Origin of the sequence: Caballeronia sp. LZ035, from assembly GCF_031451175.1 — a bacterium.
Lineage (GTDB): Bacteria > Pseudomonadota > Gammaproteobacteria > Burkholderiales > Burkholderiaceae > Caballeronia.
The window spans coordinates 28,663-52,880 of sequence record NZ_JARUXS010000004.1 but is presented as its reverse complement, the minus strand read 5'-3'; the positions used below and the strand labels follow the sequence as shown (position 1 = coordinate 52,880).

Sequence of the window (24,218 nt, the reverse complement as noted above, 5' to 3'; positions counted from 1 at the left end):
GTCTCCTTGCTTCGTTTCCTGGGTCAGGCGGATGCCGCACTCGGTGCGACGCCGTCAAACGCGTTCTGCAGAAGTTCGAGAAGCGCGTCGTGCTCAATCGGACGCGGGTTCCAGTAGGGGTTCGAGCTGGCAATGTCTGCTGCCTTCGCTACGTCCTCGGCCGCCATCCCGACATCTTTGAGCGCGAGCGATGCGCCGCAGCGTTTCGCGAGTTCGTAGACACCCGTCGCGGCGTCATCCGAACCCAGCGCGCGTGCGATGCGTTTCATCGCTTCCGGGGCAGCTTGCCGGTTGTACGCAAGCGCGTGCGGCAGGACGATGGTATGCGTCGGCGCGTGAGGAAGATTGAAGCTACCACCGAGCGTGTGACACAGCTTGTGATGAAGGGCCATGCCAACGCTGCCCAATACAGTTCCGCAGAGCCAGGCGCCATATTGCGCGTCGGCGCGGGCGTCAATGTTTTGCGCGTCGGCGACGATGGCTGGCAGCGCACGAGCAAGCGCTGCGATACCTTCTTCCGCCATCAAATTGGTCACGGGGTTGGCTTCGCGGGAATACAACGCTTCCGCCGCATGTGCGATTGCGTTGATTCCACTGGTGACCGACAGCCCGACCGGAAGCGACATGGTCAGGTCGGCATCGTAAATCACGGTCTTCGGCAGAACCCGCAGGTCTGTACCGGTCTTCTTCAAGCCTGCGTCGGTGATGCCATAGATGGGTGTCATCTCGCTGCCGGCGTAGGTTGTCGGCACCGCAAGAATGGGCAAGTCCGACTCCAGTGCGATTGCCTTGCCCAGCCCGATCGTCGAACCGCCGCCCACGGCGATTGCACAATCAGCCTTCAGTTCACGCGCCAGCGCGCGAGCTTCCTTCGCCAACTCGAGCGGCACGTGCATGACCGCGCGGTCGAAAACACCCGCAGCCCGTGCACCGAGGCGCGCCGCCACGGCTTCGCCCGTTTCCTTCTGTTCCGGGCTGCACAGGATGAGCGCCCGCTCCGACTTCAGCTCGAGCACTTCTCGCTCGAGGTACTGCAGGCTACCCGGTCCGAACACAACCCGGCCGGCCCGCGCTTGATATACAAACTCACGCTTTTGCATGAAGGGACTCCGCTTTACGTTCAGTGCTCGCACCCGTGTCCGGTTGGTAATCAACCTGGAATCGCGCGGTGCGCAGGTCTCCGAGCTCGGTGCGCACGCGCAGGTGCTCCGGATGCGATGCATAGGCTTCCAGGGCTTCCTGCGAGTCGAACTCGGTGACGAGCACCGCATCGCATGCGTAATCAACCCGGCTATGATCGAGCCCGACTTCGAGGTGACTCATACCAGGAATCCGGCCCCGCAAACCTTCGAAGCTCGTCTTTACGCGATTCAAAGCGACCAGGCGCTCGGCCGGCGTATCGCCCCGGACTCGCCACATGACGATATGTCGAATCATGCGTGCACCTCCGACGGGTTGAGTACGAAGTCGTATTCGAGCGAGTACCACGGGACCGCAATTTCTCTGCCGTCAGGTGCGACGCCGGGCTCGTGTCGCTTCCACTCCGAGATGAGCGATGAGCGCACACCGAATACAACATCCGAATCGAGGTAGGGGTCACCGTCCCGGAAGACGTGAGTGATGAGCGTCTCGTAGCCGGGGGCTTCGACCATGAAATGCAGGTGTGCGGGGCGCCATGGATGGCGGCCGACTGCCGTCAGCATGCGGCCCACGGGTCCATCGTGAGGAATGGGATAGGCCTCAGCCAGAATCGAGCGAAAGTTGAAGAATCCTTCCGCGTCTGTTCTCAATCGGCCTCGCGCGCTATGGACTACATTGCCCGCTTTGTCCGGGTTCTGCACATCGTAGAAGCCGTCTTCGTCCGATTGCCAGACGTCGAGCAACGCGTTTCCAATGGGGTCGCCGCCGGCGCCACGCACCTGGCCGCTGACATGGCAGGGCGCGCCCTTGGCGCCGTTCGAGATGTCGTCGCCGTTGCTGTAGACCGGAGCGCCCTCGACAAAAAAAGGCCCGAAGACGGTCGCCTCGGTGCAGTTCGCCGGCTTGCGATTGTTCTGGGACATGACAAGCATCGAAAGGCCGAGCGTATCGGACAGCAGGATGAACTCCTGTCGCTTGTCGTCCGTGATATGACCGACTTCGGTCATGAAATTGATTGCCTTGAACCACTCGTCCTCGGTGAGATGAACGTCGCGGGCAAAAGCGTGGAGATGTTGAACCAGGCTCGTCATCACGGTTCTCAATCTCGCGTTCTCGCAGTTCGCGAATGAGGCAATGACGGCTTGTGTGATGGTGTCTTCGTTGATGTTGCGCATCGTGCGTGTCTCCGTTGTGCGCTCGGGCGTCCTTCTACGAAAGGTAAAGGGTCGCCTGAGTAAATAAAATGCCCGGAAGTGAAATGACATTTCCTCCCGAAGGAAAAATTGGCTCGTGAACCCGCGGGCCCGAGCTGTCAGCCACCGCCGGCTCCACCTTTCGTCGGATTGTAGAAATCCGCTCTACAAATCGATGACTTTCAGTCTGTTTATCTATTGCAGCGTCTTCGGCATAGTCGGCCTCATTGAGTCTGGAAGAATCGCGCCTGATTTTTCCAGTACAACGCGAAGAGGAATACGATGGATCGCTGGACACAACTGCAGCTCTTCGTGCTTACCGCAGACCTGGGCAGCCTGTCGAAGGCCGCAGAACAACTCGACATGTCCAATGCCGCTGCAAGCCGCACCCTCAGCGCTCTCGAGGAGCGTCTCGGTGCGCGGCTCATCGAGCGCACGACGCGGCGCATGTGGCTGACTGACGCCGGCCGCGAGTATCACCGCAGATGCACAGCCGTGATTTCCGAGCTGGCCGAAGCTGACGCGATTGCTTCCGAGGAGGCGGTCAGTCCCAGGGGCGTGCTCCGGGTGACTGGCTCCGTCTCGTTCGCGATGATGCATATTGCTCCCGCGCTCCCTGAGTTCGTCCGGCGCTATCCCAATCTGTCAGTTCAAATCGTCGCGGCGAATCAATACCAGAACTTCATCGAAGCGGGAATCGATATCGCCATACGTACCAAAGAGCATGAAGGAGATTCGGGCATCACGATTCGACGTCTGGCCGAGACGAGACGCGTCATGGCGGCATCGCCAGCCTATCTTGCGGCACGAGGGCGCCCTCTGACTCCCGAGGACCTTGAACAGCACAACATGCTGGTCTACAACCTCGCCGTCGACCCCTGTCTGCTCCACCTGCGCAGAGGCAAGGAAGAACGCAATATCCCGATTGAGAGCGCTCTCGACTCAAATGAAGGTCAGGTCATCGTCGCCGCGGGGCGCGCAGGTTTGGGCATCGTTGTTCAGCCTCTGTACATCATTCACGATGACATCGTATCCGGGCGCCTTATCCCCGTGCTCGAAGACTGGCAGTTGCCACGGCTGACCATCAACCTGGCCTACCAAAGCCGGCGATATCAGCCCGCGAAAATTCGAGTGTTCACCGAGTTTCTGATCGAGCGCGTGAAAAGCCTCAAGCTCGAGGAGCGCTGGATGACCTGTGCGACCTAGTTCATCGATACAGTCGCAGATGGGCAGCAATGGGGAGTCTGGATCAAGACCCTCATTCGCGAGCGACAGCTGGTGAGGGCATCGTCCGACCGGTTCAAGATGACGAGATACTGACGCGCTCTGCAGGCACGCGTCGGACGGCGTCGATGTGAGCAAGCGTCAAACAGGCGCGGATGCCTTTCTGCGGCCCAACCGTTCGAGCGGCGACGCCAGCACCGCACCGAGACGCCCGTCGAGCAAAACCACAATGAGGAGCAGAAGCCCATTCACAAGAAGAATCTGCGTGGATGTGGCGTTCAATAGTCCAAGGCCATTGTTCAGAATGGTGAGAATCAGGACGCCCATTGCGACACCAAGCGGCGAACCAATGCCGCCGCCCAGCGCAACCCCACCGACAATGGCCGCCGAGGCCGCCTGGAGCAGGATGTTGCCGCCCATCGTCGCGGAGGCAGTCGCGAGGCTCAGTGAAAGCAGGCCCCCGCCCAGCGCCGACAAGCCACCGGAGATGACGAAGCCGACGGTCAGGGCCTTACCGACCCGAGCACCGCTCTGAATCGCCGCCTTCCGATGCCCGCCGGATGCGTAGATGTCACGACCGAGCGTCGTAAAGCGGAGAAACAGCGAGACCACGACAAAGCAGCCGATGGTGATGAGACTACGCGGCGAGAAGATTCCCGCAACGCTCTGATCAAGGAAGTCGCTCACATCGAGGTTGGCGTAGCTCAACACGCGTCCGCCCGCGAGCCAATAACCGACACCTGTCAGAAACATCATCGAGCCGACCGTGGTGACGAGGGACGAGACACCCAACCAAGGCAGCAGCGCCGCGTTTGCAACGCCCACCACCACCCCGAATATGGCCGCGTACACCATGCCGAGCATCGCGCTATCACCGCCGAACTTCACGGTGATGAGGCCGGCCACCGTCGAGATGGCCGCCACGCTGAGGTCGAACTCGCCGGCAACCATCGTGACCGAAAGACCGAGTGCGATGATGCCAAGGAACGAGAACGCCTGGAAAATCGCGTACAGGTTAGCCTGCGAGAAGTAGTGATTGACACTGAGGCCGAAGATGACCGGCATGCCGACGAGCAGGACGAGCCGAATCGCCAGATTGAGAAGTCGTTGAGGTTGGTCCATTTCCGAGTCTCCTGTTATTTCCGTCCCGGACCGAGCCGGGCAAGCAAAGCGCCGAACACGACCGCTGCGAGAACCACGATGCCTTTTGCGACCAGTTGATACTCGTAGCTCACGCCGCTGACCAACAGGATGTTGCTGATGACCGCAAGGAAGATGGCGCCAGTGATCGCATCCGATATCTGCCCACGACCCCCACGAATCGAAATGCCGCCGACCAGCACGGCCGCGATCGCGTTGAAGTCGAGGTCGATACCGTACGTCAGATTGCCCTGTGCCGAGGATGATGCAATCAGAGAGCCGGCCAGTGCCGCTGCGGCGCCAGCAAATGCGTAACAGACGAGTGTCGCGGCCATCGTCCGAAGCCCGGCAATTCGCGCAACCTCGGCCCGCATTCCGAGCAAGCGGATTTCACGTCCAATCCGCGACTTCTGGAGAATGAAGCTTGCGATTGCAGCGAAGATGGCCAGCACGAGGATTTGAGTCGGCAGCCAGCCAAACAGCTTGCCTTGGCCAAGCCAGCTGGCGTCGCCTTTCCCGATGACCGTCAGGCCGCCGGTGTAGATGACACCTGAGCCGATGATGATTGACGAGGTGGCAATCGTCGTAATGATGGGGTTCGCTTTGCCTAGCGCAATGACACCGCCCTGGACGGCGCCCATCAGCAGACCGCTCAATACGACAATCAACAATGTCGCACCCAGGCCCACATGAATGAGCGCGGCAAACATGACGGTCGAGACCGCCGCCGTTGCCCCCATCGACAGCATGAACAGATTGCCGCTCAGGGTGACGAGTGCCATGCCGATAGCGCCGATACCGACCGCCGCCACCGAATACATCAGCGACTGCAAGTTCCCGTACTCCGTGAAGTGCGGCACGATGGCCGCAGCGATAACAATGAGGACAAGCGTGGCGATTCGAATCGACGCAGCGTGAATGCTCGTCGCCCCAAAAAGCGCAGACGCCCACCGTCGCAACGCAGTTGGCGACACGTGTGCAGCGGGCTCCAGAGCGGTCTTATGCATGACCCACCTCCGCAGGTTGATTTCGGAAAGAGACATGTCCGTGAGATGCGTCGCTGTCACCCGCGACGATGTCGTGGAGCAGCGTGTCACCATCGATTTCGAATCGAGGCTTATGGCGGACCATACGACCTCGGAAGACGGTGAGAACGGTGTCCGCGAGTTCCAGAATTTCTTCGAGGTCGGTCGAGTAGAAGACAATCGCCAGGCCGTCGTCAGCCATCTTGCGAAGCGTGGCGTAGATTTCCGCGCGAGCACCAATGTCCACGCCGCGGGTGGGCTCGTTCAACAGCAACAGTCGAGGAGCAAGCGCCACGGCTTTCGCGAGCGACACCTTCTGCTGATTGCCACCGCTGAGCGTTGAGACTTCATGAGGCAGTCGCTTTGGGTCGATAGCGAACATGGAGGCGAGACGGCGGGCCTCTTCCTGCTCGCCGGCACGTCGCATGATGCCCGCCTTGCTGAACTTCGCCATGACGGAGGCCGTGATGTTGATGGCAATCGGTGCATCCAGAAATACGCCCTTATCTGCGCGGTCCTCGGCAACGTATGCGATTCCGGCTTTCAGGGAACCGCGGATGCTGTCGAGCCTGATGGGCTGTCCATCGACCTTGACAGAGTTGGAGATATCGCCACGAAGTCCGGCAAGCGCCTCGACAAGGACTTCGGCTCCGGAACCAAGCTGGCCGACGACCGCGAGAATCTCTCCGGGCGCTACATCGGCCGACAGGTCCTTGACCTTGTCTGCCACCGTCAGGTTGGACACCGAGAGTCGCGGCGGGACGTCGGCGCGGCTCTCGGGCGGCTTGACCATGCTGTGCACCAGTTCTCGCCCGATCATCGCCTTGACCACTTCAGCGGTCGTCATATCGGCGGTACGTTGCGTCAGGACGTGCTGACCGTTGCGGAACACCGTGACCCGGTCCGTCAGCGCAAAGACCTCATCGAGCCGATGGCTCACGAAGATCATGGCGGTGCCCTGATCGCGCAGCTTGCGCGCAACATCGAAGACTCGAACAATCTCCGCATCCGACAACGTGGCAGTCGGCTCGTCGAGAAGGAGCACTTTCGCCTGCCGGGACATGCCCCGCGCGATTTCAACGAGCTGGCACTCGGCGAGGCTGAGCCGGGACGCCGGGGCGTCGAGCTTGACGTGCGACAACCCAACCGAGTCGAGATGCTCGCGAACAGAGTCGCGGTACTGACTGCGTCGGTAGATTTCGCTCTGGTCTGCGCCACCGAGAAGGATGTTGTCGAGCACCGAGAGCGTCGGGACAATCGCGAGCTCTTGGTGAACGATGGAAATGAGTCGCGGGTCGGTGCGACTCCCGAGTTTCAGATTGTGGCCATCGACAGCGATTTCGCCGTCGTCAGGCTGAACCAGGCCGCCGAGGATCTTGATGAATGTGCTTTTGCCAGCGCCGTTCTCTCCACAGAGCGCATGAATCTCACCGGGCGCCAATTCGAGACTGACGCCTGTCAGCGCCTTGACGCCACCATAATGTTTGGTGAGATTGCGAGCGCAGAGCAGACTCTGAGCAGCTGCCGGCCTGGCGCCGGAATTCGCGTCTTGCAGCATTGTCTTCCTCCAAACGCGGAGACTCTTCGGTCGTCCGCTGTCAAGGTCTGATGCCTGTCACAGTCGCCCACCTCGTGCGCGTAGCGGGTCGTGAGTGAGTGACAGCATTCGTGTCGAATAACGATGTCCTGCGCCAATGCCGGGCAGTTTTTGCCCAGGGCTCAGAACGATCCGTAGGCGCTGCGGCACAAGCGACGTTGCTGCGGGTGGTCTTCGCGGAGAGGAATGAGCAGGGAATCGCTGCGTGCGCAGGAATGCATGTCGTCTCCAGCAGAAACTCGCGTCAGCGGCTTCGTTATCGTTGAGTCACAGGTTATTGGTTCGCCTGGAAAAGAGAAATGCGCTGCGGCGAAATGATATTTCCGGTGGAAGGAAATATCGCGGTGTCCATAACCGAAAAAAAGCGCGCGGAAGTCGGGGCGTGATGCCCGACTCACCGCGCGCAATCCGAGCCAGTCGCCCTCTTAGAGAGTGATTCGCTGTCCCTGTGCCGACGAGCGAATCGCCGCGTCGACGACGCGCTGGATTTCCCAAGCCTCCCGGAAATCCGGGAACGTGGGCACGCCGTGTTCGATGGCTGCGATGAACTCCGCCATCTCGATGGTCTTCAAATCATTGAAGCCGAGCTGGTGACCGCCCGCCACCGTGAAGTTCTCGTAGGGAGGATGATCCGGACCTGCATCGATACGGGTGAACCCCGATATCCGGGGGTCTCCCCCGGCCTTGAAATACTGAAGCTCATTGAAACGCTCCTGTGAGAAACATAGGGCGCCCTTCGTCCCATAGACCTCGAACTCGAGCTGCATCTTGCGGCCGGTTGCGGCCCAGTTCGCCTCGACCGTCCCTGAGCATCCCCGCTCGAACGTCACCATCAGCCGGGCAATGTCGTCGACTTTGACTTCACGCCGCTCGGACGAACCTGGCGCCACCGGTCGAGTTTTGTTGACGGTCTCAAGTTGCGCGTTGACCTGTGCGATGCTCCCAAGAAGGAATCGAGACATGCCGACGATGTGGTTGCCGATTTCAGCCAGTGCGCCGGCCCCGTTCCGGGGGTCGACTCGCCATCCATAGGGAATCTCCGGGTCGGCCATGTAGTCTTCAGCGTGGATCCCTCGAAAGCTCGTTATTTCACCCAGCTCACCCGAGACAATCATCTCCCGAGCCAGCTTGAGCACGGGGTTTTTGATGTAGTTGTAGCCGACCTGCGTAACGACCTTCGCAGCCTCGGCAGCCTTCATCATTTCAAAGGCGTCCACCGCCGACGGAGCAATCGGCTTCTCGCAATGAACGTGCTTTCCCGCGGCAATCGCCGCCAGAGCCATTTCCCGATGCAGGCTGCATGGGGTCGTAATCGAAACGATCTGGACGCCCGGGTCGTCCAGCAGCGTGCGCCAGTCGGCCGTGGCGCGTTCGAATCCGAAGTGTTCTGCCGCTTGCCGGGCACCTGCCTCGTTCACATCGGCCACTGCTACCATTCTCGGCTTCAGCGAGTTTGGAAACGCGTTTGGCACGGCTCGGTATGCCAGCGCGTGCGCCTTTCCCATGAAACCTGTGCCGATCACGGCTACGCCAATCTCTCGTCTCATCGTTGTCTCCGTTCGTCAAACGAAAGCGACCCCGAAGGGCCGCGAAACACCTTCTGTCGCCTGTACGACGTGTAACCCTGCAGCGCGCGTTACTTCTTCTGCGAATAGCAGACGTTGAGCGTTGCCTTGGTCGCAGCGGGATTCGGCAGATACTGGATGGCTTGCGGCGCCTTGCCCGCTGCGAGGTCCTTGGCGGCCCGTGCAGCATACGCACCGTCATCAAACGGCGACTGCTCGACCGTGGCGTAGGCCTTTCCAGCGGCGATGGCATCCACCGCACCGGAGTCGCAGCCGTGGCCGATGATGACGAGCTTCGACGGGTCGAGTCCGAGGCGCTGAGCAGCAGTCACGACGCCGCGAAGTTGCGAATCGTTCTCCGTGTAAACGCCTTTCACGTCCTTGAATTGGGTGAAAAGCGCCGACGCTGCGGCCTCTGCCTTCACAGCATCCCAGTCGGCCGGCTGCGAGCCGACGACCTCTATTCCAGGCGCATTCTTCTTGAGGCCATCCACGAAGCCTTGATAGCGCTGAACTTGAGGCGGCGTACCCATCGGCCCGTTGATGACGATGACCTTGCCTTTGTCGCCATAGCCCTTTTCCTTGAAGCCCTGAATCATGGTCTTCGCGGCCACTTCGCCGTTGCTGATGTCGTTGGGTCCCGTGAAGACCTTCCAGTACTTCGAATACTTCTGGTCGGGCATCGAGTTGGAGATGACCAGCGGAATCCTGGCCTGGTCAATCTTGCGGATCGACGGGACCATGGCGCTCGAGTCCACAGGGATGAGAACGATGACGTCGGGCTTCTGTGCAAGCGTCTGGTCGACCACGGTGGCTTGTTCGTTTGCGTCGTAGTTGCTGACCTTCACGTCGAGCTTGAGGCCCTGGGCGGCCGCTTCCTTCTCAAAGCCCTTCGCGTAGAGCGCCCAGTATTCGACACTCTGCGTCGGCATCAGCAACGCAACACGGGCCTGATCGGCTGCATGGGCGCTGGTGCCCAATGCGCTTGCCATGGCCGCCAGGGCGAAACAGGAAATGAGGGATTTACGGAAGTTCATGCTGTGTCTCCAATAGGCCCATGGGGTCATCGAGCCGGGTTTTGATGTTTTGATGGAGGCACAGTAAGGCTTGATATAGGAAAGAAAAATGCGACAGAACGAAAAGTTATTTCCTCTCACTGGAAAAGTGGTGGCCACATCGGAGCGATTGCGTCAGGAGGCTTGAAAAGTCGCGCGACGAGCCTTACGCGAGGGTCCAGTAGGCGGCGCCTGGATCGATTGTGTAGTTTTTCTCTACGGAAAGACGATTCGAGGGCTGTTTATCTGCTGTGACTTCTACGTGATAGTTCAGGACATCAATTCCCAGCGACCGGCATCCCACCGCCGTCGTCACTTTCAAGAGGTCTCACATGTCCAGGTCCAAAATCGAACTCGTCGCCGCTTACTTCACGCTCTCGGGCGATGTCTATCCCTTCGGTCCGACCGAAATCAGCCCCTTCAGTTTCAAGGACCGAGTTGAAGCAGCGGCGAAAGCGGGTTGGGACGGCATCGGCCTGATTCACTCGGACATCTACGCCACCGCCGACAAGATCGGCTTCCCGGAAATGCGCCGCATCCTCGAAGCCAACGGAATCAAGCACGTCGAGTTCGAGTTCCTGGTCGACTGGTATCAAACCGGCGAGCGTCGCCGCACCTCCGACAGCCAGCGCTACTACTACCTGAAAGCTGCTGAAGAACTTCGCGCGCGTGTCGTGAAGGTTGGCCCCGGCATCGGTGAAGACACCGCGAATGTCCCGCTCATGGTTGAAGAGTTTGGCAAGTTGGCCGAGGACGCCGAGAAGCGCGGCACGCAGGTCATGCTCGAGATCATGCCGTTCAGCAACGTACGCACGATTGAAACGGGCAAGGCCATCGTCGAAGGGGCTAACAAGGCCAATGCAGGCCTGCTGCTCGACATCTGGCACCTGAGCCGCGGCAACATCGACTTCAAGGAGATCGCCACCATCAAGCCGGAGTTCATCAAGGGGATTGAACTCGACGACGCAGACCGCTATGCCATCGAACCTCTGTGGATGGACACGTGTCACAAGCGTCGCCTGCCGGGAGAAGGCGTCCTCGACGTCAAGGGCTTCATCAAGGCGATTCAAGCCACCGGTTGGGAAGGCCCGTGGGGCGTCGAAATCCTGTCTGAGGTCGAGCGCAAGCTTCCGCTCGAAGCAATGGCCGCGCGTGCGTATAACGCCACGATCAGCCAGTTCGACAACTAGTCGGCATCCAGCGGGATGAATGTAAAGCGGCAGCGCGCGATAAGTAAAACAGCCTCACCTCACCTGTTCGAGGCATTGCGCCTCATCCGCGCTATCGCTTGCGGTTCTGAAGAAGTCGATGCAACAGTCGACGAAGTTTCTAAGCCGTGCCGGCAACATTTCGCGGTGAGGATAGAAAAGACATATTTCGACGCTGCCGTTCGAACCCGTGCATTCGGGAAGCAGTTGCACGAGATGCCCCGTATCGATGTCTTCACGAACCATCGTCTCGGGCAAAATGGCGATGCCCATTCCCGAGACGGCTGCCGCGCGTAGCAGCACTTCGTCGCCTTCCATCGAAGAGATCGGGGCTACGGCCACCTTTCTTCCCTCTTCGTACAATTCCACGACCTGGGGACTCTTCGCTTTCGCGCCATGATGAACCAGCAGGAAATGAGCGGCAAGATCTGCAGCACGCTGCGGCAAGCCGTATTCGGCAACATAGGCCGGTGAAGCGACCAATATCCACGGCGAGCTCAATAACGTGCGTCGAATCACCGTGGACTGCTCGACCAGATGCGACGGAAGCATCGCGAGATCGAAGCGGCCTCCGTAGAGATTGACCGGCCCGTCTTCCACGGAAATCGTGAGCCTGATGTGCGGTGCGATGCGCCGATAATGGCGCAACAGTCGCGCGAATTCCACGTTCATGAGCGTGGGATGAATCACCAGTCGAAGGCTGCCTCCATCGAACTCCCGCTCTTGCGAGACGCGCCGGTTGGCCTCGTCGAGTTCTTCGAGCAGACGGCTGCAGGTGACGAAGTACGGCCGTGCGGCGTCGGTGAGAAAGACAGAGCGCGTCGTTCTCAGCAGGACTCTCGTCTGCATGCACGCTTCGAGCTTCGCAATCGCCTTCGATACCGAGCCCGTGCTGACATTCAACGACTCGGCGGCCTTGCTGAAACTCTGAAACCGCGCGGCCGCCACGAATGCTCGCAACATGTAAAGCTGGTCCATCGCGCACCTCAGTCTTCGATCTGAAAGAAGACTAGGTGCAAAGCGCCGGCGACTCCAGCGTCCGTTGGGGTGCCGAGCCCATGCTTGCGTATATCGACGTCATACCACCGGATATTCCTGCTTGCGCCTCCCCACTGACAGGCATATTCACCCACGCGAAAAAGCTGTTTTTACCGTCGTTCGTTTGAACAGCATCGCATCGAACGGTACGCTGTAGACACGCACTTGTCCTGTCCGCTCCGGGGTGTGACATGAAGAGACTCGCTCTAGTTGTGTTATCCGGCATCGTGTCGGCGTCGGCCCAGGCTCAGTCCTCTGTCGTGCTGTACGGACTGATCGATGCCGGACTGTCCTATACAAACAATGTCGCCAAGGGCGGCTCTCAAGGCGCGCTGTTTCAGACGACCAGCGGCCAGATCAACGGCAGCCGCTTCGGTTTGCGCGGCACGGAAGACCTGGGTGCGGGACTGCACGTCATCTTCGTTCTGGAGAACGGCTTCAATCTTCAAACCGGCAGGCTCGGACAGGACAACCGTTTCTTCGGCCGGCAAGCATTCGTCGGCCTCGATGCGAAAGGCCTCGGCACCCTCACCCTGGGTCGCCAATATGACTTCCTGACTGACTTCGTCGAGCCTTTGACGGGCGTTGCCACCACCTTCGGCGATGCAAGCTTTGCTCACCCCTTCGACAACGACAATCTCGACCACTCGATCCGTATCAACAATGCCATCAAGTACACGAGCGACGACTATTTCGGCTTGAAACTCGGCGGACTTTACGCATTCTCGAACAGTCCGGCCTTCACGAACAATCGTGCTTACAGCGTCGGCGCGACCTATACCCACGGCGCGTTCAATGCGGCCGCCGCGTACTCGCAGGCAAACGGGTCGGACTCGACGACGAACACTTCAGGCGCAATCGATTCGGCAGAGAGCCAGTCCAACGGCACCGCCGGATTCCAGCTCGGAGCCGATGTTCAGCGCACCGTCGCGGCCGCAGTCAATTACGCCTTCGGAAGCGCAACGGTGGGCTTCGCTTATTCGCACAGTCAATTCCAGGGTACGCGATCATTTGGATCGCAGAACGGCACACTCAGATTCGACAACTACGAACTCAACGCAAAGTATGCGTTGACGCATGTGCTGATCTTCGGCCTGTCCTACACCTACACGGACGGACATGTGACGCAGAGCCAGACCTACAGCGCCGACCCGAAATGGAATCAGGTCAATGTACAGGCCGTGTATTCCTTGTCGAAGCGTACCGATGTCTATGTGGAAAGCATGCTTCAACATGCAATCGGTCACGGCTATGTGGCGTTTATCAATAACTCGGGCGGCGCTTCGTCCACGTCGAATCAGGTGGTCGTGGCGATCGGGATGCGCGCGCGGTTCTGAGCACGCGAAGAAGCATCAGCGCACGGCGAACGCCATTCCTGAACAGTGATACTTCCTCTGACCTTTCGGCTTGCGCCCCACTATGTTCAACAAGCTTGTCGTTCCGCTGGACGGCTCACCCCAAAGCGAGTGTGTCGTCGACCTCGTGACACATCTGACGTCGCCCGCCGCGACTGTCTATCTTCTATGCGTGGTCGATCCGTCGTACATGATCTCGCCCGATGGCAGCGACGACGCACCCGATGGCCTCGTGTACCCCGCTGCCCACGCGCAGACCCTTCTTGCGCAAGCCATCCTGACTCAAGCCGAAGCACGACTCGCCGGGCGCGACCTGGTGGTTGAAAAAGCGCTTCGCGGAGGCGCTCCTGCCGACGTCATCGTCGAGCAGGCAAAGTTGCTCACCGCCGAGATCATCGTGATGGGACATCACCACTTATCCAGATTGCGCCGCTGGGCGACGCCGTCGACCAGCGATGGCGTCATCGATCGATCACCGTGTCCGGTTCTGATCGAGACCCGCGACACGATGTGACGGACGACATGAACTCGAGACAGGAGGAAGCGATGAGCGAAGCAAGCGATTCGAACGCGCACACAGTGCGAGAGCTGGGCCATTTCATTGACGGTCGACGTGTCGCCGGCACCGGCGGGTCGTTTTCCGACGTATTCGATCCTGCACAAGGGCGCATCTCCGCGCGCGTGCCCGTCGCAACGCCGGACGAAGTTGCCGCCGCCGTGAGCGCTGCGCAGGCCGCATTCCCGGCCTGGAGCGAAACGCCACCGCTGATTCGTGCGCGCCTGATGTTCAAGTTCAAGGCGCTGCTCGAAAAACATGCCGACGAAGTCGCGGAGCTCATTACCCGCGATCACGGCAAGCTGTTCGACGATTCCAGGGGTGAAGTGGGACGCGGTCTCGAGATCGTGGAATTCGCATGCGGCATTCCCGACCTCCTCAAAACCGACTTCACCGATCAGACCGGCGTGGGTATCGACGCATGGAATCTTCGTCAGCCGCTAGGCGTTGCGGCGGGCGTCACGCCGTTCAATTTTCCGGTGGTGGTGCCGTGCTGGATGTTCGTCATGGCAGCGGCCACGGGCAATACCTTCATCCTCAAGCCCTCCGAGCGCACGCCATCGGCGTCCTTGCGGCTCGCCGAGCTGTTCGCCGAGGCGGGCTTCCCGAAAGGGGTCTTCAATGTCGTGAATGGAAGCAAGGCCGTCGTCGACGCATTGATGGCGCATCCCGACGTGAAGGCGATATCGGCTGTCGCCTCGACGCCCGTCGCCGAGTACATCTATACGGAAAGCGCACGGCACGGCAAGCGCGTGCAGGCGCTCGGCAGCGCAAAAAATCACCTGGTCGTGATGCCCGATGCCGATCTCGACCAGACGATCGATGCCTTGATCAACTCGTCGTACGGCTCCGCAGGCGAACGCTGCATGGCGACGTCGGTGGCGGTGGCCGTCGGCGATATCGGCAATGAACTGGTCGAGCGCCTCATCCCGCGCGTGCGCTCGCTCAGGATCGGCGGCGGCATGGAGCCCGATCTGGACATGGGTCCGCTCATCAGCGCGGCGCATCGCAGCAAGGTCATTCGTTACATCGAAGCGGGCGTCGCGGCGGGCGCCAGGCTGCTTGTCGATGGCCGCGGACACGCCGTGGCCGGTCACGAAGAAGGGTTCTTTCTCGGCGGCTCGCTGTTCGACGATGTGACGCCCGACATGAGCATCTATCGGGAAGAGATCTTCGGGCCGGTGCTATCGGTCGTGCGCGTCCCCGATCTTGCGAGCGCCATCGCACTTGTCAACGCGCACGAACTGGGGAATTGCGTCTCCCTCTACACCGCTGACGGCCTCACGGCGCGTACCTTCTCGCGCCAGATCCAGGCGGGCATGGTGGGCATCAATGTTCCGAGTCCGACGCCTTCGGCGTGGCATTCGTTCGGCGGCTGGAAGCGCTCGCTGTTCGGCGATCATCACACTCACGGCGAAGAAGCCGTGCGCTTCTACACGAACTACAAGAGCGTCATCCAGCGTTGGCCGATCAAGGCGGGGAAAAACGTTTGAGTATCGATCACAGATACTCGACATTCCCATCGACGCTGATCGCCTGCCCCGTGATATTGCGGCCGGCGGGCGACGCAAGAAACAGCGCCATCGCGGAGATATCGTCGACCGTGACCATGCGACGCAGCGAGATCTTCTTCAGATAATCATCACGCATGGCCGACTCGCTCACACCGAGCGACTCGGCCCGTGCCGCGATCACGCGATCCATCCGCTCGCCCTCCACCACGCCGGGAAGAATGGCATTGACGCGGATGTCGCTCGGCCCAAGCTCCACGGCCAACGACCGGGTCAGCCCGACCAGCGCCCACTTCGTGGCTGCATACGGCGTGCGAAATGCGTAGCCGAGCCTTCCCGCAACGGACGACATCGTGATGATGCCCGCACGCTGCGAAGTCGCCTTCATCAGCGGCACGGCCTTGCGCAGGAAGTTGAACTGCCCGTTCAGATTCGTCGTGACGGTTCGCTCCCATTGCTGCGCGTCGATTTCTTCGATCGCGCCGGTCGGCCCCGCAATGCCCGCGTTGTTGATCAGCAGATCCAGGCCGCCCAGCGCGCGTTCGGCCAGCGCAACCACCTGATCGACCTGAGCCGCATCGCTCACATCCGCAACGCAGCCATATAACGAAGCACTCGTCGACGTGAATCGATCGACGGCGGCCGCATCGACATCGCAGATCACGACTTTCGCGTCCACTTCAACGAACGCCTGGGCCATCGCCGCTCCGATGCCGGAGGCCGCGCCGGTGATCAACACCCGCAGACCAGGCTGCGGCTTCAACAGTTCAAAAGGTTTCATGGCAAGGGAAAGGTTCTAGAGCGTCATGCCGCCCGACACTTCAATGACGGCGCCGTTGATGTAGCTCGCCTCGTCGCTTGCAAGAAACGCGTAGACGTTCGCGACTTCTTCAGCCGTACCGAGCCGCGCCAGCGGAACCTGCTCGCGCATCTTGCGCAGCACGTCTTCAGGGATCGTCGACAGGATCGCCGTGTCGATGAACCCCGGCGCGACCGCGTTCACGCGAATGCCCTTCGGACCCAGTTCACGGCTCCACGTCTTCGTGAATCCGATCACGCCGAACTTCGATGCCGCGTAGTTGGTCTGCCCGAAGTTGCCATGAATCCCCACGACCGAACTCGCGTTCAGGATGACGCCTGAACCGCGTGCGACCATCCCATGCGAAACAGCCTGGCTCAAGTGGAAAACAGCACGCAGATTGACGTCGATAACCGCGTCGAACTGGTCGAGCGTCATTTTCTGAAGACGTGCGTCGCGCGTGATGCCTGCGTTGTTCACCAGCACGTCGATCCGGCCGAAGCGATCGATCACGCTCGCGATCACCTCGTCCACACCGTGCCGGTCCGTCGTATCGATGCAGTAAGCCGCCGTCTGCGCGCCTGCGTTCATGCATGCTTCGGTCACTGCCTGAAGCGAGGATGCGTTGATATCGCACGCGACGACCACCGCGCCTTCGCGCGCGAACTTGAGCGCCGTGGCGGCGCCAATCCCCTGCCCCGCGCCCGTGATCAACGCGACCTTGTCTTGTAGTCTCATGGTTTCTCTCTTGCGTCAGTTGTTCAGGAATGCACGCCTGCAGCACTGCCGTTTGCAAGCGGCCGCGACGCTTCGGCTTCGCGGCGAATGGCTTTGGCGAACACAGGCACGAGCAGCAGGCCCAGCAAGGACGCTACCAGAATGATGTAAAAGCCGGAATCGCTGCGTCCGGTAACCGTCTCGGTCAGACCGAACAGATACGGTCCGACAAAGCCGCCAATCAGCCCGATCGTATTGATGAATGCAAGCCCCGCCGCCGCCTGAATGCCGTGCAGCCGCTTCATCGCAATCGCCCAGTACGAGGGCAGCACGCCGCCCGCAAAGAACGCGGTGACCGCAAGCAGCACCATGCGCGCGGCGGGGCTCGACGTGGCGATGAACGCACACGCACCGGCAATGAGTCCGATCGTGAGAATGCCCAGAAACGCGCAGTCATTGCCATAGCGCCGATGAATCCGGGGCAGCACGAGCACGCCCAGCAGGAAGCCAAGCCCGACACTTGCCGACAGCACGCCGATGAGAAACGGCGTCTTCACATGCATCTGCTGGATCATGGAGGGCGCAAAGAAATACAGTCCGACGAACGCCACCTGATTAAGGAAGTAGATCAGGCCCATCAGCACCGTCGTGGGACGCTTCAGCGCGGCCATCCAGTCGGATGAGGTCAGTTCGGGATGAGCGTGGGCATCGGCGGCGGCGCGTGCTTCCAGCACCTGGGCTTCTTCGGCGGACAACCAGCGTGCATCGCTCGGACGTTCCGGCATCTTGAAGAAAAGCAGGATGCCCACGAGCACGCTCGGAATGCCTTCGATCATGAACATCCATTGCCAGCCGTGCAGGCCGCCCAGGCCGTTCATCTGCATCAGCGCCCCGCCGAGCGGGCTGCCGAGCATCAGCGCGAGCGCCGGCGCGATATAGATCCAGCCCACCACGACCGGCTTGTCGTTCGGCGCGAACCACAACGTGACCATGTACATCAGCGCCGGGAACAGTCCGGCTTCAGCGATGCCCAGCAACACGCGCAGCACGTAGAACGACCACTCGCCCTGCACCAGCATCATCGCGGTCGAGAGAATGCCCCATGTGACCGCAATGCGGGCTATCCATCGACGCGGTCCGATCCGGTGCGCCGCGAGATTGCTCGGCACTTCCAGCAGCGCATAGCCGATGAAGAAGATGCCCGAGCCCAGTCCGTATGCGGCCGCGCTGATGCCGACATCAATGGCGAGCTGCGCCTTCGCCAGCGCCACGTTGGTGCGATCCAGAAACGACATGAAGTAGATCGCGCACATGAGGGGAATCAGACGCTGCATCGCCTTGTGCGTGGCGACGCGATGCAGCTTGTCGAGGTCGTTGATGAGGTTCATGCTGTCTCCGGGATGGGTCTGCGCCCTGTCTTTGAATATCGAAAGTCTTATGGTGCAACCGTGTCGCGTCCTTTCAGTCCGAGCATGGCGCGCGCCTCGTCCGGCGTGGCGATCTCGAACGACAGCTCTTCGAGAATGCGGCGGATCTTGCGCACTTGCTGCGCATTCGACTCGGCCTTGACGCCCTTCGCGATGTAGACGCTGTCTTCCAGCCCGACGCGAACGTTGCCGCCGAGAATGGCGCTCATCGTGACGAGCGGCATCTGATGACGGCCCGCGCCGAGCACCGAGAAGTGATAGTTCTCGCGCCCGAACAGACGGTCGGCCGTGGCACGCATCACCGTCATGTTCTCGGGATCCGCACCCATGCCGCCCAGAATGCCGAACACCGACTGAATGAAAAACGGCGGCTTGATCAAACCCTGATCGACGAAATGCGCGAGATTGTAGAGATGGCCGAGGTCATAACATTCGAACTCGAAGCGCGTGCCTCGCCCGCCCAGTTCGAGAAGGATGTGCCGGATATCCTTGAAGGTGTTGCGGAAGATCATGTCTTCCATGCCTTCCACATAATCCTTCTCCCAGTCATAGCGCCATGACGACACCTTCGCTGCGAGCGGGTGAATCGAAAAGTTCATCGACCCCATGTTGAGCGAACACATCTCGGGCGCGGCCAGCAAGGGATAAGCGAGCCGCTCCGCGAGCGTCATGCGCGTGCTGCCGCCGGTCGTGATGTTGATGACCGCGTCCGTCGCTTCCGCAATCGCGGGCACGAACTGGCGGAAGATCTCGGGGTTGGGCGTCGGGCGGCCATCGTGCGGATCACGTGCATGAAGATGGATGATCGCGGCGCCTGCCGCGGCGGCCTCGATCGCCTGATCGCGAATCTGGGCGGGGGTGATCGGCAGATGCTCCGACATCGTCGGGACATGCGTCGCGCCGGTCACAGCGCAAGAAATGATGACCTTGCGGGCGGAATCGATCATCGGTGTGTCCTCGTCTCCGTTATGGGTCAGCGCCGCGCTCGCACGGAGTGGCGCCTTGTGACGGAAATATTATTGAGATAGCATGCCGGGCGAAAGGTCTTTTCCGGACACCCGAAGGTCATCAGAGGACATCTGACACGCATGGCTACCGTTCGACCGCCGCTGAACGAGCGCATGTTCGCGCCCTACAAGATCGCCGCGCTGGTCGAGGTGCTCGAAGAGCAAGGGATTGCGCCCGAAGACAGCCTGAACGGCTCGGGCGTCACCTTCGGCGAACTACAGGACGCATCGGTACTGACGTCGGTCGGCCAGTACGCGACGGTCTGCCGCAATGCAGTCCTGCTCGGTTGCGAACCGGCGACGCCGTTCAAGGTGGGCCGCAAGCTGCATCTGTCGGCGTATGGCATGTACGGCTATGCGCTCATGTCCTGTCTGTCGTTGCGTGACTATTTCAAGCTGGGCGTGAAATACCATAGCCTGGCCACGCCGACTGTCGCGATTGAATGGACCGAGTATCCCGATCGCATGGTGTGGACGTTTCCCGACGCGTTCGTCTCCAGTCCGTCCCGCGAGTTGCGCGAATTCATTATCGAGCAGCAATACACTCAGCATGTCACGCATCTTCAGGATGTGGCGGGCGGTCTCTGTCCGCCGGTGAGAGCGTGCTTTTCTTATGCCGCGCCGGTGCATGCCGATCTTTATCCCGAGTATCTGGGATGCGAGTGCCTATTCGAACAGGATCAATGCGAACTGATTTACGACAGCGCTATCCTCGGTCGCAAGCCGCAACTCGCGCATCCGCTCACCACGGCGATGCTTCAGGAAACCTGCGACCGCCTGATAGGACAGGCCAAGACATCGAGCGGCATTTCGGGCGAGGTGTATCAGAGCCTGATGTCCACGCCCGGAAGCTTTCCAGACATGGAAACCGTGGCGAAGTCGATGCATCTGACTTCACGCACGCTCAGGCGGCGGCTGAATGACGAAGACACGACGTTTCAAGCTATCGTGGATGATGTCAAACGCTCGCTTGCGCTCGAATACCTCAAGACGACCAAGATGAGTTCGGAAGACGTCGCGATGCTGCTCGGCTTCAGCGACGCGGCGAATTTCCGCCGGGCACTCAAGCGTTGGACGGGAAAGGGAATCGAAGACCTGCGTGATTAACCCGATTGCAATTCAAATAACTTCTTGATTCGGTTTTGCACTGCGCCACGGCAGGGTGTGACCTGCCGTGGCGCTTCCCGATCAGGCCGGCTTGATATTGGACGCCTGCTTGCCCTTCGGGCCCATCTTCTCGTCGTAGCTCACTTTTTGTCCTTCCGCGAGCGACTTGAAGCCGTTGGACTGGATCTCGGAGAAGTGCGCGAACAGATCTTCTCCGCCTGCGTCCGGCGTGATGAATCCGAACCCTTTTGCATCGTTGAACCACTTGACCGTACCGGTTGCCATGTTTGCTTGACCCTGAATGATGAAAGATAGCGCCGCCCTCGCAGTCGCCGGCCGCTATCATGACCTGACATCGGCAACAAGACAACTAGTCAAAACACTGGATCAATGCATTACTGATCCCGGACTCGGCCAATCCGGGCGGCACTCGGTTCCCATTCAACATACTTATCGGGAAACACGCCATGCAGGGCACCACGCTTTCCTGGCTTCAGGTGTCGAGCTTCGCCTGGCCGTGGACCCCTGCGCCTGACAGCGTGCTGTCCGTGTCCAGCGCGCCCGGCGACAGCACGAACTCCCCGGATTCCATCGACTTCGTTTCCGGCAGCAGGATGAAACCCGCTATCAGGCACAGATAGATCAGCACCGACGACTGGATCGCATGTTCGAGCCCGATGTAATGCGCGAGCAACTGGGTCACCGACGGCGCAGCGATCGAGATGATCCGTCCGATGCCGAGCGACCAGCCGAATGCCGACGCCCGGATCTCGGTCGGGAAGATCTCGCACAACACGATCAGCGCGATCGTCCATTCAAAGCCGATGAAGGTCGAGCCGAGGAATTCGAAAATCCCGAACCAGTGCAGCGGCAGATTGCCTTGCCACCAGAGCGTCGTCACGATCATGCCGAGCACCGCGCCCACCAGCGCCGACTTGCGCCGTCCGAAGCGGTTCGCGGCGAACACCGCGATCGGGATGCCGACCATGTCGCCGGCGACGAACAGCATCGTGAACCAGCCCGCGCTGGTCGGCGTCATGTGATACGTGCCCACCACGAACGCGGAAAGGTAGAAGGCCAGCGCGTAATAGCCGTAGGTGATGGCCGTCGCAATCAGGATCGCGGCAATCAGGCGGCGGCGATACTTCGGCACGCGCCACGCCTGGGCGAGCGTGGTTTTCTTGGCGTCGAGTTTCTTCAGCGCTTCGAGCACGTGGACGAAGCGCGGCGATTCCTCGAGGCGCAGCCGTGCGAACAGGATCACCGCCGTCGGGATCAGCGCGAAGAAGTACGACGCGCGCCAGCCGAACTGCGGCACCAGCGTCTCGAACACGAAGATCGTGAAGAAGTAGCCGAGTCCCCAGAACGCGTAGGTCAGCCCGATCGCGCGTGCCATCTTCGCGCGGGACCATACCTCCGATACATACGGAAAGCCCACCGAGAACTCGCCCGCCCCCCCGACGCCGGTCACGCAGCGCAAGCCGCCGAGCACCAGCAGGTTGTTCGCCATGCCGGTCAGCGCGGTCGCCACGCCGTAGCCGACGATTGAAATGCCGAGCGTCAGGCGCCGGCCCAGCCGGTCCGCCAGCACGCCGAACAGGATCGTGCCGAAGGTATAGCCGACCAGGAACACCGAGCCGAAGGTGCCGGCCAGCAAATGCGGCGAGACGTTGAATTCTTTCGACACCAGCGGCACCGTGACCGTGTAGATGACGGACGCGAACGCGTCGAAGAACAGGCCGAAGCCGGCTGCGAGCGTGATCAGCCAGGACGCGGACGTCGTCAACGTATTCGGTGACGACGATGAAGCGTGATTGGATTCCATGGGGTATGTCTCCTCCCTTCTTCGAAACGAACCGCGATGATGGTCTGACGCGAACGGCAGCCCGAGGTCCCTCAGCGCATGTAGAGACCGCCGTTCACGTCGACCACCGTGCCCGACACATAGCTCGCGCCGGGGCTGCACAGGAAGACCATCGCGTGGGCGACTTCCAGTGGTTCGGCCAGGCGACCGAGGGGAAACTTGCGCAGGTCGTGATTGGCGCCCTGTGTCATCGGTGTCGCGACCGGACCCGGCGCGACACCATTGACGCAGACGCCGTGCGGGATCGCGAACTGGGAAAACCAGCGCACCAGCGCATGAATGCCGCCCTTGCTCGCGACATAGTGCGGACTCGACATCAGTCCGCCCGTCCAGCCCGCGATCGAACCGCACAGCACGATGCGGCCGCTCCGCCGCTCGATCATGCCCGGCAGGAAGGCGCGCACGAGATTGATCGGGCCGCGCAGATTGACGTCGATCACGCGGTCGAATGCCGCGTCCCAGTCGGGCGCCATCCAGTCGTCGTGCGGCCAGACACCGGCCGTGTCGAGCAGGACGTCGACCGGGCCGATCTGCGCCGCAATGGCCTCGACCTCGGCGCGGCGCGCGACGTCGCAGCGGTGCACCGACGCGATGCCGCCGCACGCTGCGTTGGCCTCGCGCGTCTCGGCGGGCGCGCGGATGTCGAGCAGATGCAGCGTCGCACCGGCCGCGGCCAGCAGCGCGGCGGCCTGCCGTCCGATCCCGCCTGCCGCGCCGGCAATCACGACACGTTGACCGTTCAAATCGCTCATGAAGTCTCCCGGGGTGAATGGAAGGTCGCGCCACCGGCCGGCATGCGAGGAAAGCCGCCGTAGGGCGCCCAGCCGGAACCGGCGACATAGCCGCCGTCACAGTTGATCGTCGAGCCCGTAACAGCGCTGGACGCAGGCGAGAGCAGGAACAGGATCACCTCGGCGATCTCGGCCGGATCGAGCAGGCGAGCCTGCGGTGTCGCGTCGATGATCGACTGGAAGTCCTTGTCGGTGCGCCCTTTGCGCCGCACGAACGGGGTGTCGGTCCAGCCCGGCGCGACCGCATTGACGCGCACCCCGCGTGCCGCCCAGTGCGCGGCCAACGATTCGGTCAGGCTGAGGATGCCGCTCTTGGCCGCTCCATACGCGAGCACGGGCCCCGGCCGATGCGCCAGTACCGACGCGAGCGTGACGATCGAGCCGGACACGCTTGAGCGCGCGAATGCGGCGCCGAAAACCCTGCAGCAGATATAGGTGCCGGTGAGATGCGACTCGAGTACGCGCGACCACGCCTCGACGGTGGTGTCCTCGATCGGAGCCGGGATCGGTGCAATTCCGGCGCACGTGACCAGTCCGCTCAATGGAATCTTGGACGCCGACGACGCAACGTCGAGGATGTCTTTCAACCGCGCTTCGTCGGCGACATCTCCGGTAAAGCACTGAAGCCGCCCGGGAAACCGGCGCAAGAGGTCGTCGCAGCGCGTCACATCCAGGTCGATGACCACCGCGTTGCCGCCCCGTTCGAGGATCGATTGCACGGTCGCAAGACCGATGCCGCTGCTCCCGCCCGTCACGACGACGGACAGTGGACCTGGAGCTGGATTCGAGTTCATCAGTCCATCCTAACGACCGTAAAACTATGTAGTAAAACGGATGATCATCGGATTGGGCATCACTGCTTCCCTGCTGCCGGGATGATCTGAAGAGTGCTTCTTGCT

The 24,218-nt window shown here is 61.0% G+C and carries 23 protein-coding genes; 6 read left to right on the top strand and 17 right to left on the bottom strand.

Annotated elements, in window-relative coordinates; all coding sequences use genetic code 11:
- Window positions 1–23: 23 nt before the first annotated feature.
- From QCE88_RS30585 to QCE88_RS30575, 3 genes are read right to left on the bottom strand one after another with little or no spacing between them, the layout of a single operon-like run.
- Complete coding sequence (locus QCE88_RS30585; protein ID WP_309908904.1) at window positions 24–1,100, bottom strand: maleylacetate reductase; 1,077 nt, start codon at window positions 1,098–1,100, stop codon at window positions 24–26.
- Window positions 1,087–1,437, bottom strand: coding sequence for a Dabb family protein (locus QCE88_RS30580; protein WP_309908903.1), 351 nt, complete (start codon window positions 1,435–1,437; stop codon window positions 1,087–1,089). The genes QCE88_RS30585 and QCE88_RS30580 overlap by 14 nt, the downstream gene beginning before the upstream one ends.
- A complete protein-coding gene (locus tag QCE88_RS30575; protein ID WP_309908902.1) occupies window positions 1,434–2,315 on the bottom strand; it encodes an intradiol ring-cleavage dioxygenase in 882 nt (293 codons plus the stop codon). Before QCE88_RS30575 ends, QCE88_RS30580 begins: the two co-directional genes overlap by 4 nt.
- Before the next feature lie 300 nt (window positions 2,316–2,615).
- On the opposite strand from QCE88_RS30575, the gene QCE88_RS30570 reads away from it, so the two are divergent.
- A complete protein-coding gene (locus tag QCE88_RS30570; RefSeq protein ID WP_309908901.1) occupies window positions 2,616–3,539 on the top strand; it encodes a LysR family transcriptional regulator in 924 nt (307 codons plus the stop codon).
- Window positions 3,540–3,698: 159 nt separating this feature from the next.
- On the opposite strand, the gene QCE88_RS30565 is transcribed toward QCE88_RS30570, so the two are convergent.
- The 5 genes from QCE88_RS30565 to QCE88_RS30545 form a co-directional block, all read right to left on the bottom strand.
- The gene (locus QCE88_RS30565; protein WP_309908900.1) at window positions 3,699–4,679 is read right to left on the bottom strand and encodes an ABC transporter permease; all 981 of its coding nucleotides are present in this window, start codon (window positions 4,677–4,679) and stop codon (window positions 3,699–3,701) included.
- A 14-nt stretch (window positions 4,680–4,693) separates the two neighbouring features.
- Window positions 4,694–5,704, bottom strand: coding sequence for an ABC transporter permease (locus QCE88_RS30560; protein ID WP_309908899.1), 1,011 nt, complete (start codon window positions 5,702–5,704; stop codon window positions 4,694–4,696).
- Window positions 5,697–7,280, bottom strand: coding sequence for a sugar ABC transporter ATP-binding protein (locus QCE88_RS30555; RefSeq protein WP_309908897.1), 1,584 nt, complete (start codon window positions 7,278–7,280; stop codon window positions 5,697–5,699). The genes QCE88_RS30560 and QCE88_RS30555 overlap by 8 nt, the downstream gene beginning before the upstream one ends.
- Before the next feature lie 464 nt (window positions 7,281–7,744).
- Window positions 7,745–8,866 (bottom strand): Gfo/Idh/MocA family oxidoreductase, encoded by a 1,122-nt coding sequence (locus QCE88_RS30550; RefSeq protein ID WP_309908896.1) that lies wholly within the window; start codon window positions 8,864–8,866, stop codon window positions 7,745–7,747.
- Window positions 8,867–8,955: 89 nt separating this feature from the next.
- Window positions 8,956–10,059 carry a sugar ABC transporter substrate-binding protein gene (locus QCE88_RS30545; RefSeq protein WP_309908895.1) on the bottom strand — a complete coding sequence of 368 codons (1,104 nt, stop codon included), beginning with the start codon at window positions 10,057–10,059 and terminating at the stop codon, window positions 8,956–8,958.
- 212 nt (window positions 10,060–10,271) lie between these two features.
- Here QCE88_RS30545 and QCE88_RS30540 point away from each other — a divergent pair, with 212 nt between their 5' ends.
- Window positions 10,272–11,129 (top strand): sugar phosphate isomerase/epimerase family protein, encoded by an 858-nt coding sequence (locus tag QCE88_RS30540; protein ID WP_309908894.1) that lies wholly within the window; start codon window positions 10,272–10,274, stop codon window positions 11,127–11,129.
- A 54-nt stretch (window positions 11,130–11,183) separates the two neighbouring features.
- Here the strand turns inward: QCE88_RS30540 and QCE88_RS30535 are convergent, their stop codons facing one another.
- Complete coding sequence (locus tag QCE88_RS30535; RefSeq protein ID WP_309908893.1) at window positions 11,184–12,110, bottom strand: LysR family transcriptional regulator; 927 nt, start codon at window positions 12,108–12,110, stop codon at window positions 11,184–11,186.
- 266 nt (window positions 12,111–12,376) lie between these two features.
- On the opposite strand from QCE88_RS30535, the gene QCE88_RS30530 reads away from it, so the two are divergent.
- From QCE88_RS30530 to QCE88_RS30520, 3 genes are all read left to right on the top strand, one after another.
- Window positions 12,377–13,522, top strand: a complete 1,146-nt coding sequence (locus tag QCE88_RS30530) for a porin (protein WP_309908892.1) — start codon at window positions 12,377–12,379, stop codon at window positions 13,520–13,522.
- A gap of 82 nt (window positions 13,523–13,604) precedes the next feature.
- Entirely contained in the window at window positions 13,605–14,054 is a 450-nt protein-coding gene (locus tag QCE88_RS30525; RefSeq protein WP_309908891.1) for a universal stress protein, read from the top strand.
- Window positions 14,055–14,086: 32 nt separating this feature from the next.
- A complete protein-coding gene (locus tag QCE88_RS30520) occupies window positions 14,087–15,589 on the top strand; it encodes a CoA-acylating methylmalonate-semialdehyde dehydrogenase (RefSeq protein WP_309908890.1) in 1,503 nt (500 codons plus the stop codon).
- 7 nt (window positions 15,590–15,596) lie between these two features.
- On the opposite strand, the gene QCE88_RS30515 is transcribed toward QCE88_RS30520, so the two are convergent.
- Genes QCE88_RS30515 through QCE88_RS30500 form a run of 4 tightly spaced genes read right to left on the bottom strand, consistent with a single transcriptional unit; the run spans window position 15,597 to window position 19,497 of the window.
- The gene (locus QCE88_RS30515) at window positions 15,597–16,388 is read right to left on the bottom strand and encodes an SDR family oxidoreductase (protein ID WP_309908889.1); all 792 of its coding nucleotides are present in this window, start codon (window positions 16,386–16,388) and stop codon (window positions 15,597–15,599) included.
- Between the two features lie 15 nt (window positions 16,389–16,403).
- A complete protein-coding gene (locus tag QCE88_RS30510) occupies window positions 16,404–17,144 on the bottom strand; it encodes a beta-ketoacyl-ACP reductase (protein ID WP_309908888.1) in 741 nt (246 codons plus the stop codon).
- Window positions 17,145–17,167: 23 nt separating this feature from the next.
- Window positions 17,168–18,511, bottom strand: coding sequence for an MFS transporter (locus QCE88_RS30505; RefSeq protein WP_309908886.1), 1,344 nt, complete (start codon window positions 18,509–18,511; stop codon window positions 17,168–17,170).
- A gap of 47 nt (window positions 18,512–18,558) precedes the next feature.
- Window positions 18,559–19,497: a 3-keto-5-aminohexanoate cleavage protein gene (locus tag QCE88_RS30500; RefSeq protein WP_309908885.1), complete on the bottom strand. Its 939-nt coding sequence runs from the start codon at window positions 19,495–19,497 to the stop codon at window positions 18,559–18,561.
- A 141-nt stretch (window positions 19,498–19,638) separates the two neighbouring features.
- Between QCE88_RS30500 and QCE88_RS30495 the strand changes: the two genes are divergently transcribed.
- Entirely contained in the window at window positions 19,639–20,664 is a 1,026-nt protein-coding gene (locus tag QCE88_RS30495; protein ID WP_309908884.1) for an AraC family transcriptional regulator, read from the top strand.
- A gap of 81 nt (window positions 20,665–20,745) precedes the next feature.
- Here QCE88_RS30495 and QCE88_RS30490 read toward each other — a convergent pair whose 3' ends face one another.
- The 4 genes from QCE88_RS30490 to QCE88_RS30475 form a co-directional block, all read right to left on the bottom strand.
- Window positions 20,746–20,949: a cold-shock protein gene (locus QCE88_RS30490; RefSeq protein ID WP_309834876.1), complete on the bottom strand. Its 204-nt coding sequence runs from the start codon at window positions 20,947–20,949 to the stop codon at window positions 20,746–20,748.
- 208 nt (window positions 20,950–21,157) lie between these two features.
- Entirely contained in the window at window positions 21,158–22,489 is a 1,332-nt protein-coding gene (locus tag QCE88_RS30485) for an MFS transporter (RefSeq protein WP_309908883.1), read from the bottom strand.
- A 71-nt stretch (window positions 22,490–22,560) separates the two neighbouring features.
- A complete protein-coding gene (locus QCE88_RS30480) occupies window positions 22,561–23,280 on the bottom strand; it encodes an SDR family NAD(P)-dependent oxidoreductase (protein WP_309908882.1) in 720 nt (239 codons plus the stop codon).
- Window positions 23,277–24,113, bottom strand: coding sequence for an SDR family oxidoreductase (locus QCE88_RS30475; protein ID WP_309908881.1), 837 nt, complete (start codon window positions 24,111–24,113; stop codon window positions 23,277–23,279). Before QCE88_RS30475 ends, QCE88_RS30480 begins: the two co-directional genes overlap by 4 nt.
- Window positions 24,114–24,218 lie beyond the last annotated feature (105 nt).

Bases quoted from the DNA above. Each gene is read 5' to 3' on its own strand.
- QCE88_RS30585 (WP_309908904.1), bottom strand. From the start codon at position 1,100: ATGCAAAAGCGTGAGTTTGTATATCAAGCGCGGGCCGGCCGGGTTGTG.
- QCE88_RS30580 (WP_309908903.1), bottom strand. From the start codon at position 1,437: ATGATTCGACATATCGTCATGTGGCGAGTCCGGGGCGATACGCCGGCC.
- QCE88_RS30575 (WP_309908902.1), bottom strand. From the start codon at position 2,315: ATGCGCAACATCAACGAAGACACCATCACACAAGCCGTCATTGCCTCA.
- QCE88_RS30570 (WP_309908901.1), top strand. From the start codon at position 2,616: ATGGATCGCTGGACACAACTGCAGCTCTTCGTGCTTACCGCAGACCTG.
- QCE88_RS30565 (WP_309908900.1), bottom strand. From the start codon at position 4,679: ATGGACCAACCTCAACGACTTCTCAATCTGGCGATTCGGCTCGTCCTG.
- QCE88_RS30560 (WP_309908899.1), bottom strand. From the start codon at position 5,704: ATGCATAAGACCGCTCTGGAGCCCGCTGCACACGTGTCGCCAACTGCG.
- QCE88_RS30555 (WP_309908897.1), bottom strand. From the start codon at position 7,280: ATGCTGCAAGACGCGAATTCCGGCGCCAGGCCGGCAGCTGCTCAGAGT.
- QCE88_RS30550 (WP_309908896.1), bottom strand. From the start codon at position 8,866: ATGAGACGAGAGATTGGCGTAGCCGTGATCGGCACAGGTTTCATGGGA.
- QCE88_RS30540 (WP_309908894.1), top strand. From the start codon at position 10,272: ATGTCCAGGTCCAAAATCGAACTCGTCGCCGCTTACTTCACGCTCTCG.
- QCE88_RS30535 (WP_309908893.1), bottom strand. From the start codon at position 12,110: ATGTTGCGAGCATTCGTGGCGGCCGCGCGGTTTCAGAGTTTCAGCAAG.
- QCE88_RS30530 (WP_309908892.1), top strand. From the start codon at position 12,377: ATGAAGAGACTCGCTCTAGTTGTGTTATCCGGCATCGTGTCGGCGTCG.
- QCE88_RS30525 (WP_309908891.1), top strand. From the start codon at position 13,605: ATGTTCAACAAGCTTGTCGTTCCGCTGGACGGCTCACCCCAAAGCGAG.
- QCE88_RS30520 (WP_309908890.1), top strand. From the start codon at position 14,087: ATGAGCGAAGCAAGCGATTCGAACGCGCACACAGTGCGAGAGCTGGGC.
- QCE88_RS30515 (WP_309908889.1), bottom strand. From the start codon at position 16,388: ATGAAACCTTTTGAACTGTTGAAGCCGCAGCCTGGTCTGCGGGTGTTG.
- QCE88_RS30510 (WP_309908888.1), bottom strand. From the start codon at position 17,144: ATGAGACTACAAGACAAGGTCGCGTTGATCACGGGCGCGGGGCAGGGG.
- QCE88_RS30505 (WP_309908886.1), bottom strand. From the start codon at position 18,511: ATGAACCTCATCAACGACCTCGACAAGCTGCATCGCGTCGCCACGCAC.
- QCE88_RS30500 (WP_309908885.1), bottom strand. From the start codon at position 19,497: ATGATCGATTCCGCCCGCAAGGTCATCATTTCTTGCGCTGTGACCGGC.
- QCE88_RS30495 (WP_309908884.1), top strand. From the start codon at position 19,639: ATGGCTACCGTTCGACCGCCGCTGAACGAGCGCATGTTCGCGCCCTAC.
- QCE88_RS30490 (WP_309834876.1), bottom strand. From the start codon at position 20,949: ATGGCAACCGGTACGGTCAAGTGGTTCAACGATGCAAAAGGGTTCGGA.
- QCE88_RS30485 (WP_309908883.1), bottom strand. From the start codon at position 22,489: ATGGAATCCAATCACGCTTCATCGTCGTCACCGAATACGTTGACGACG.
- QCE88_RS30480 (WP_309908882.1), bottom strand. From the start codon at position 23,280: ATGAGCGATTTGAACGGTCAACGTGTCGTGATTGCCGGCGCGGCAGGC.
- QCE88_RS30475 (WP_309908881.1), bottom strand. From the start codon at position 24,113: ATGAACTCGAATCCAGCTCCAGGTCCACTGTCCGTCGTCGTGACGGGC.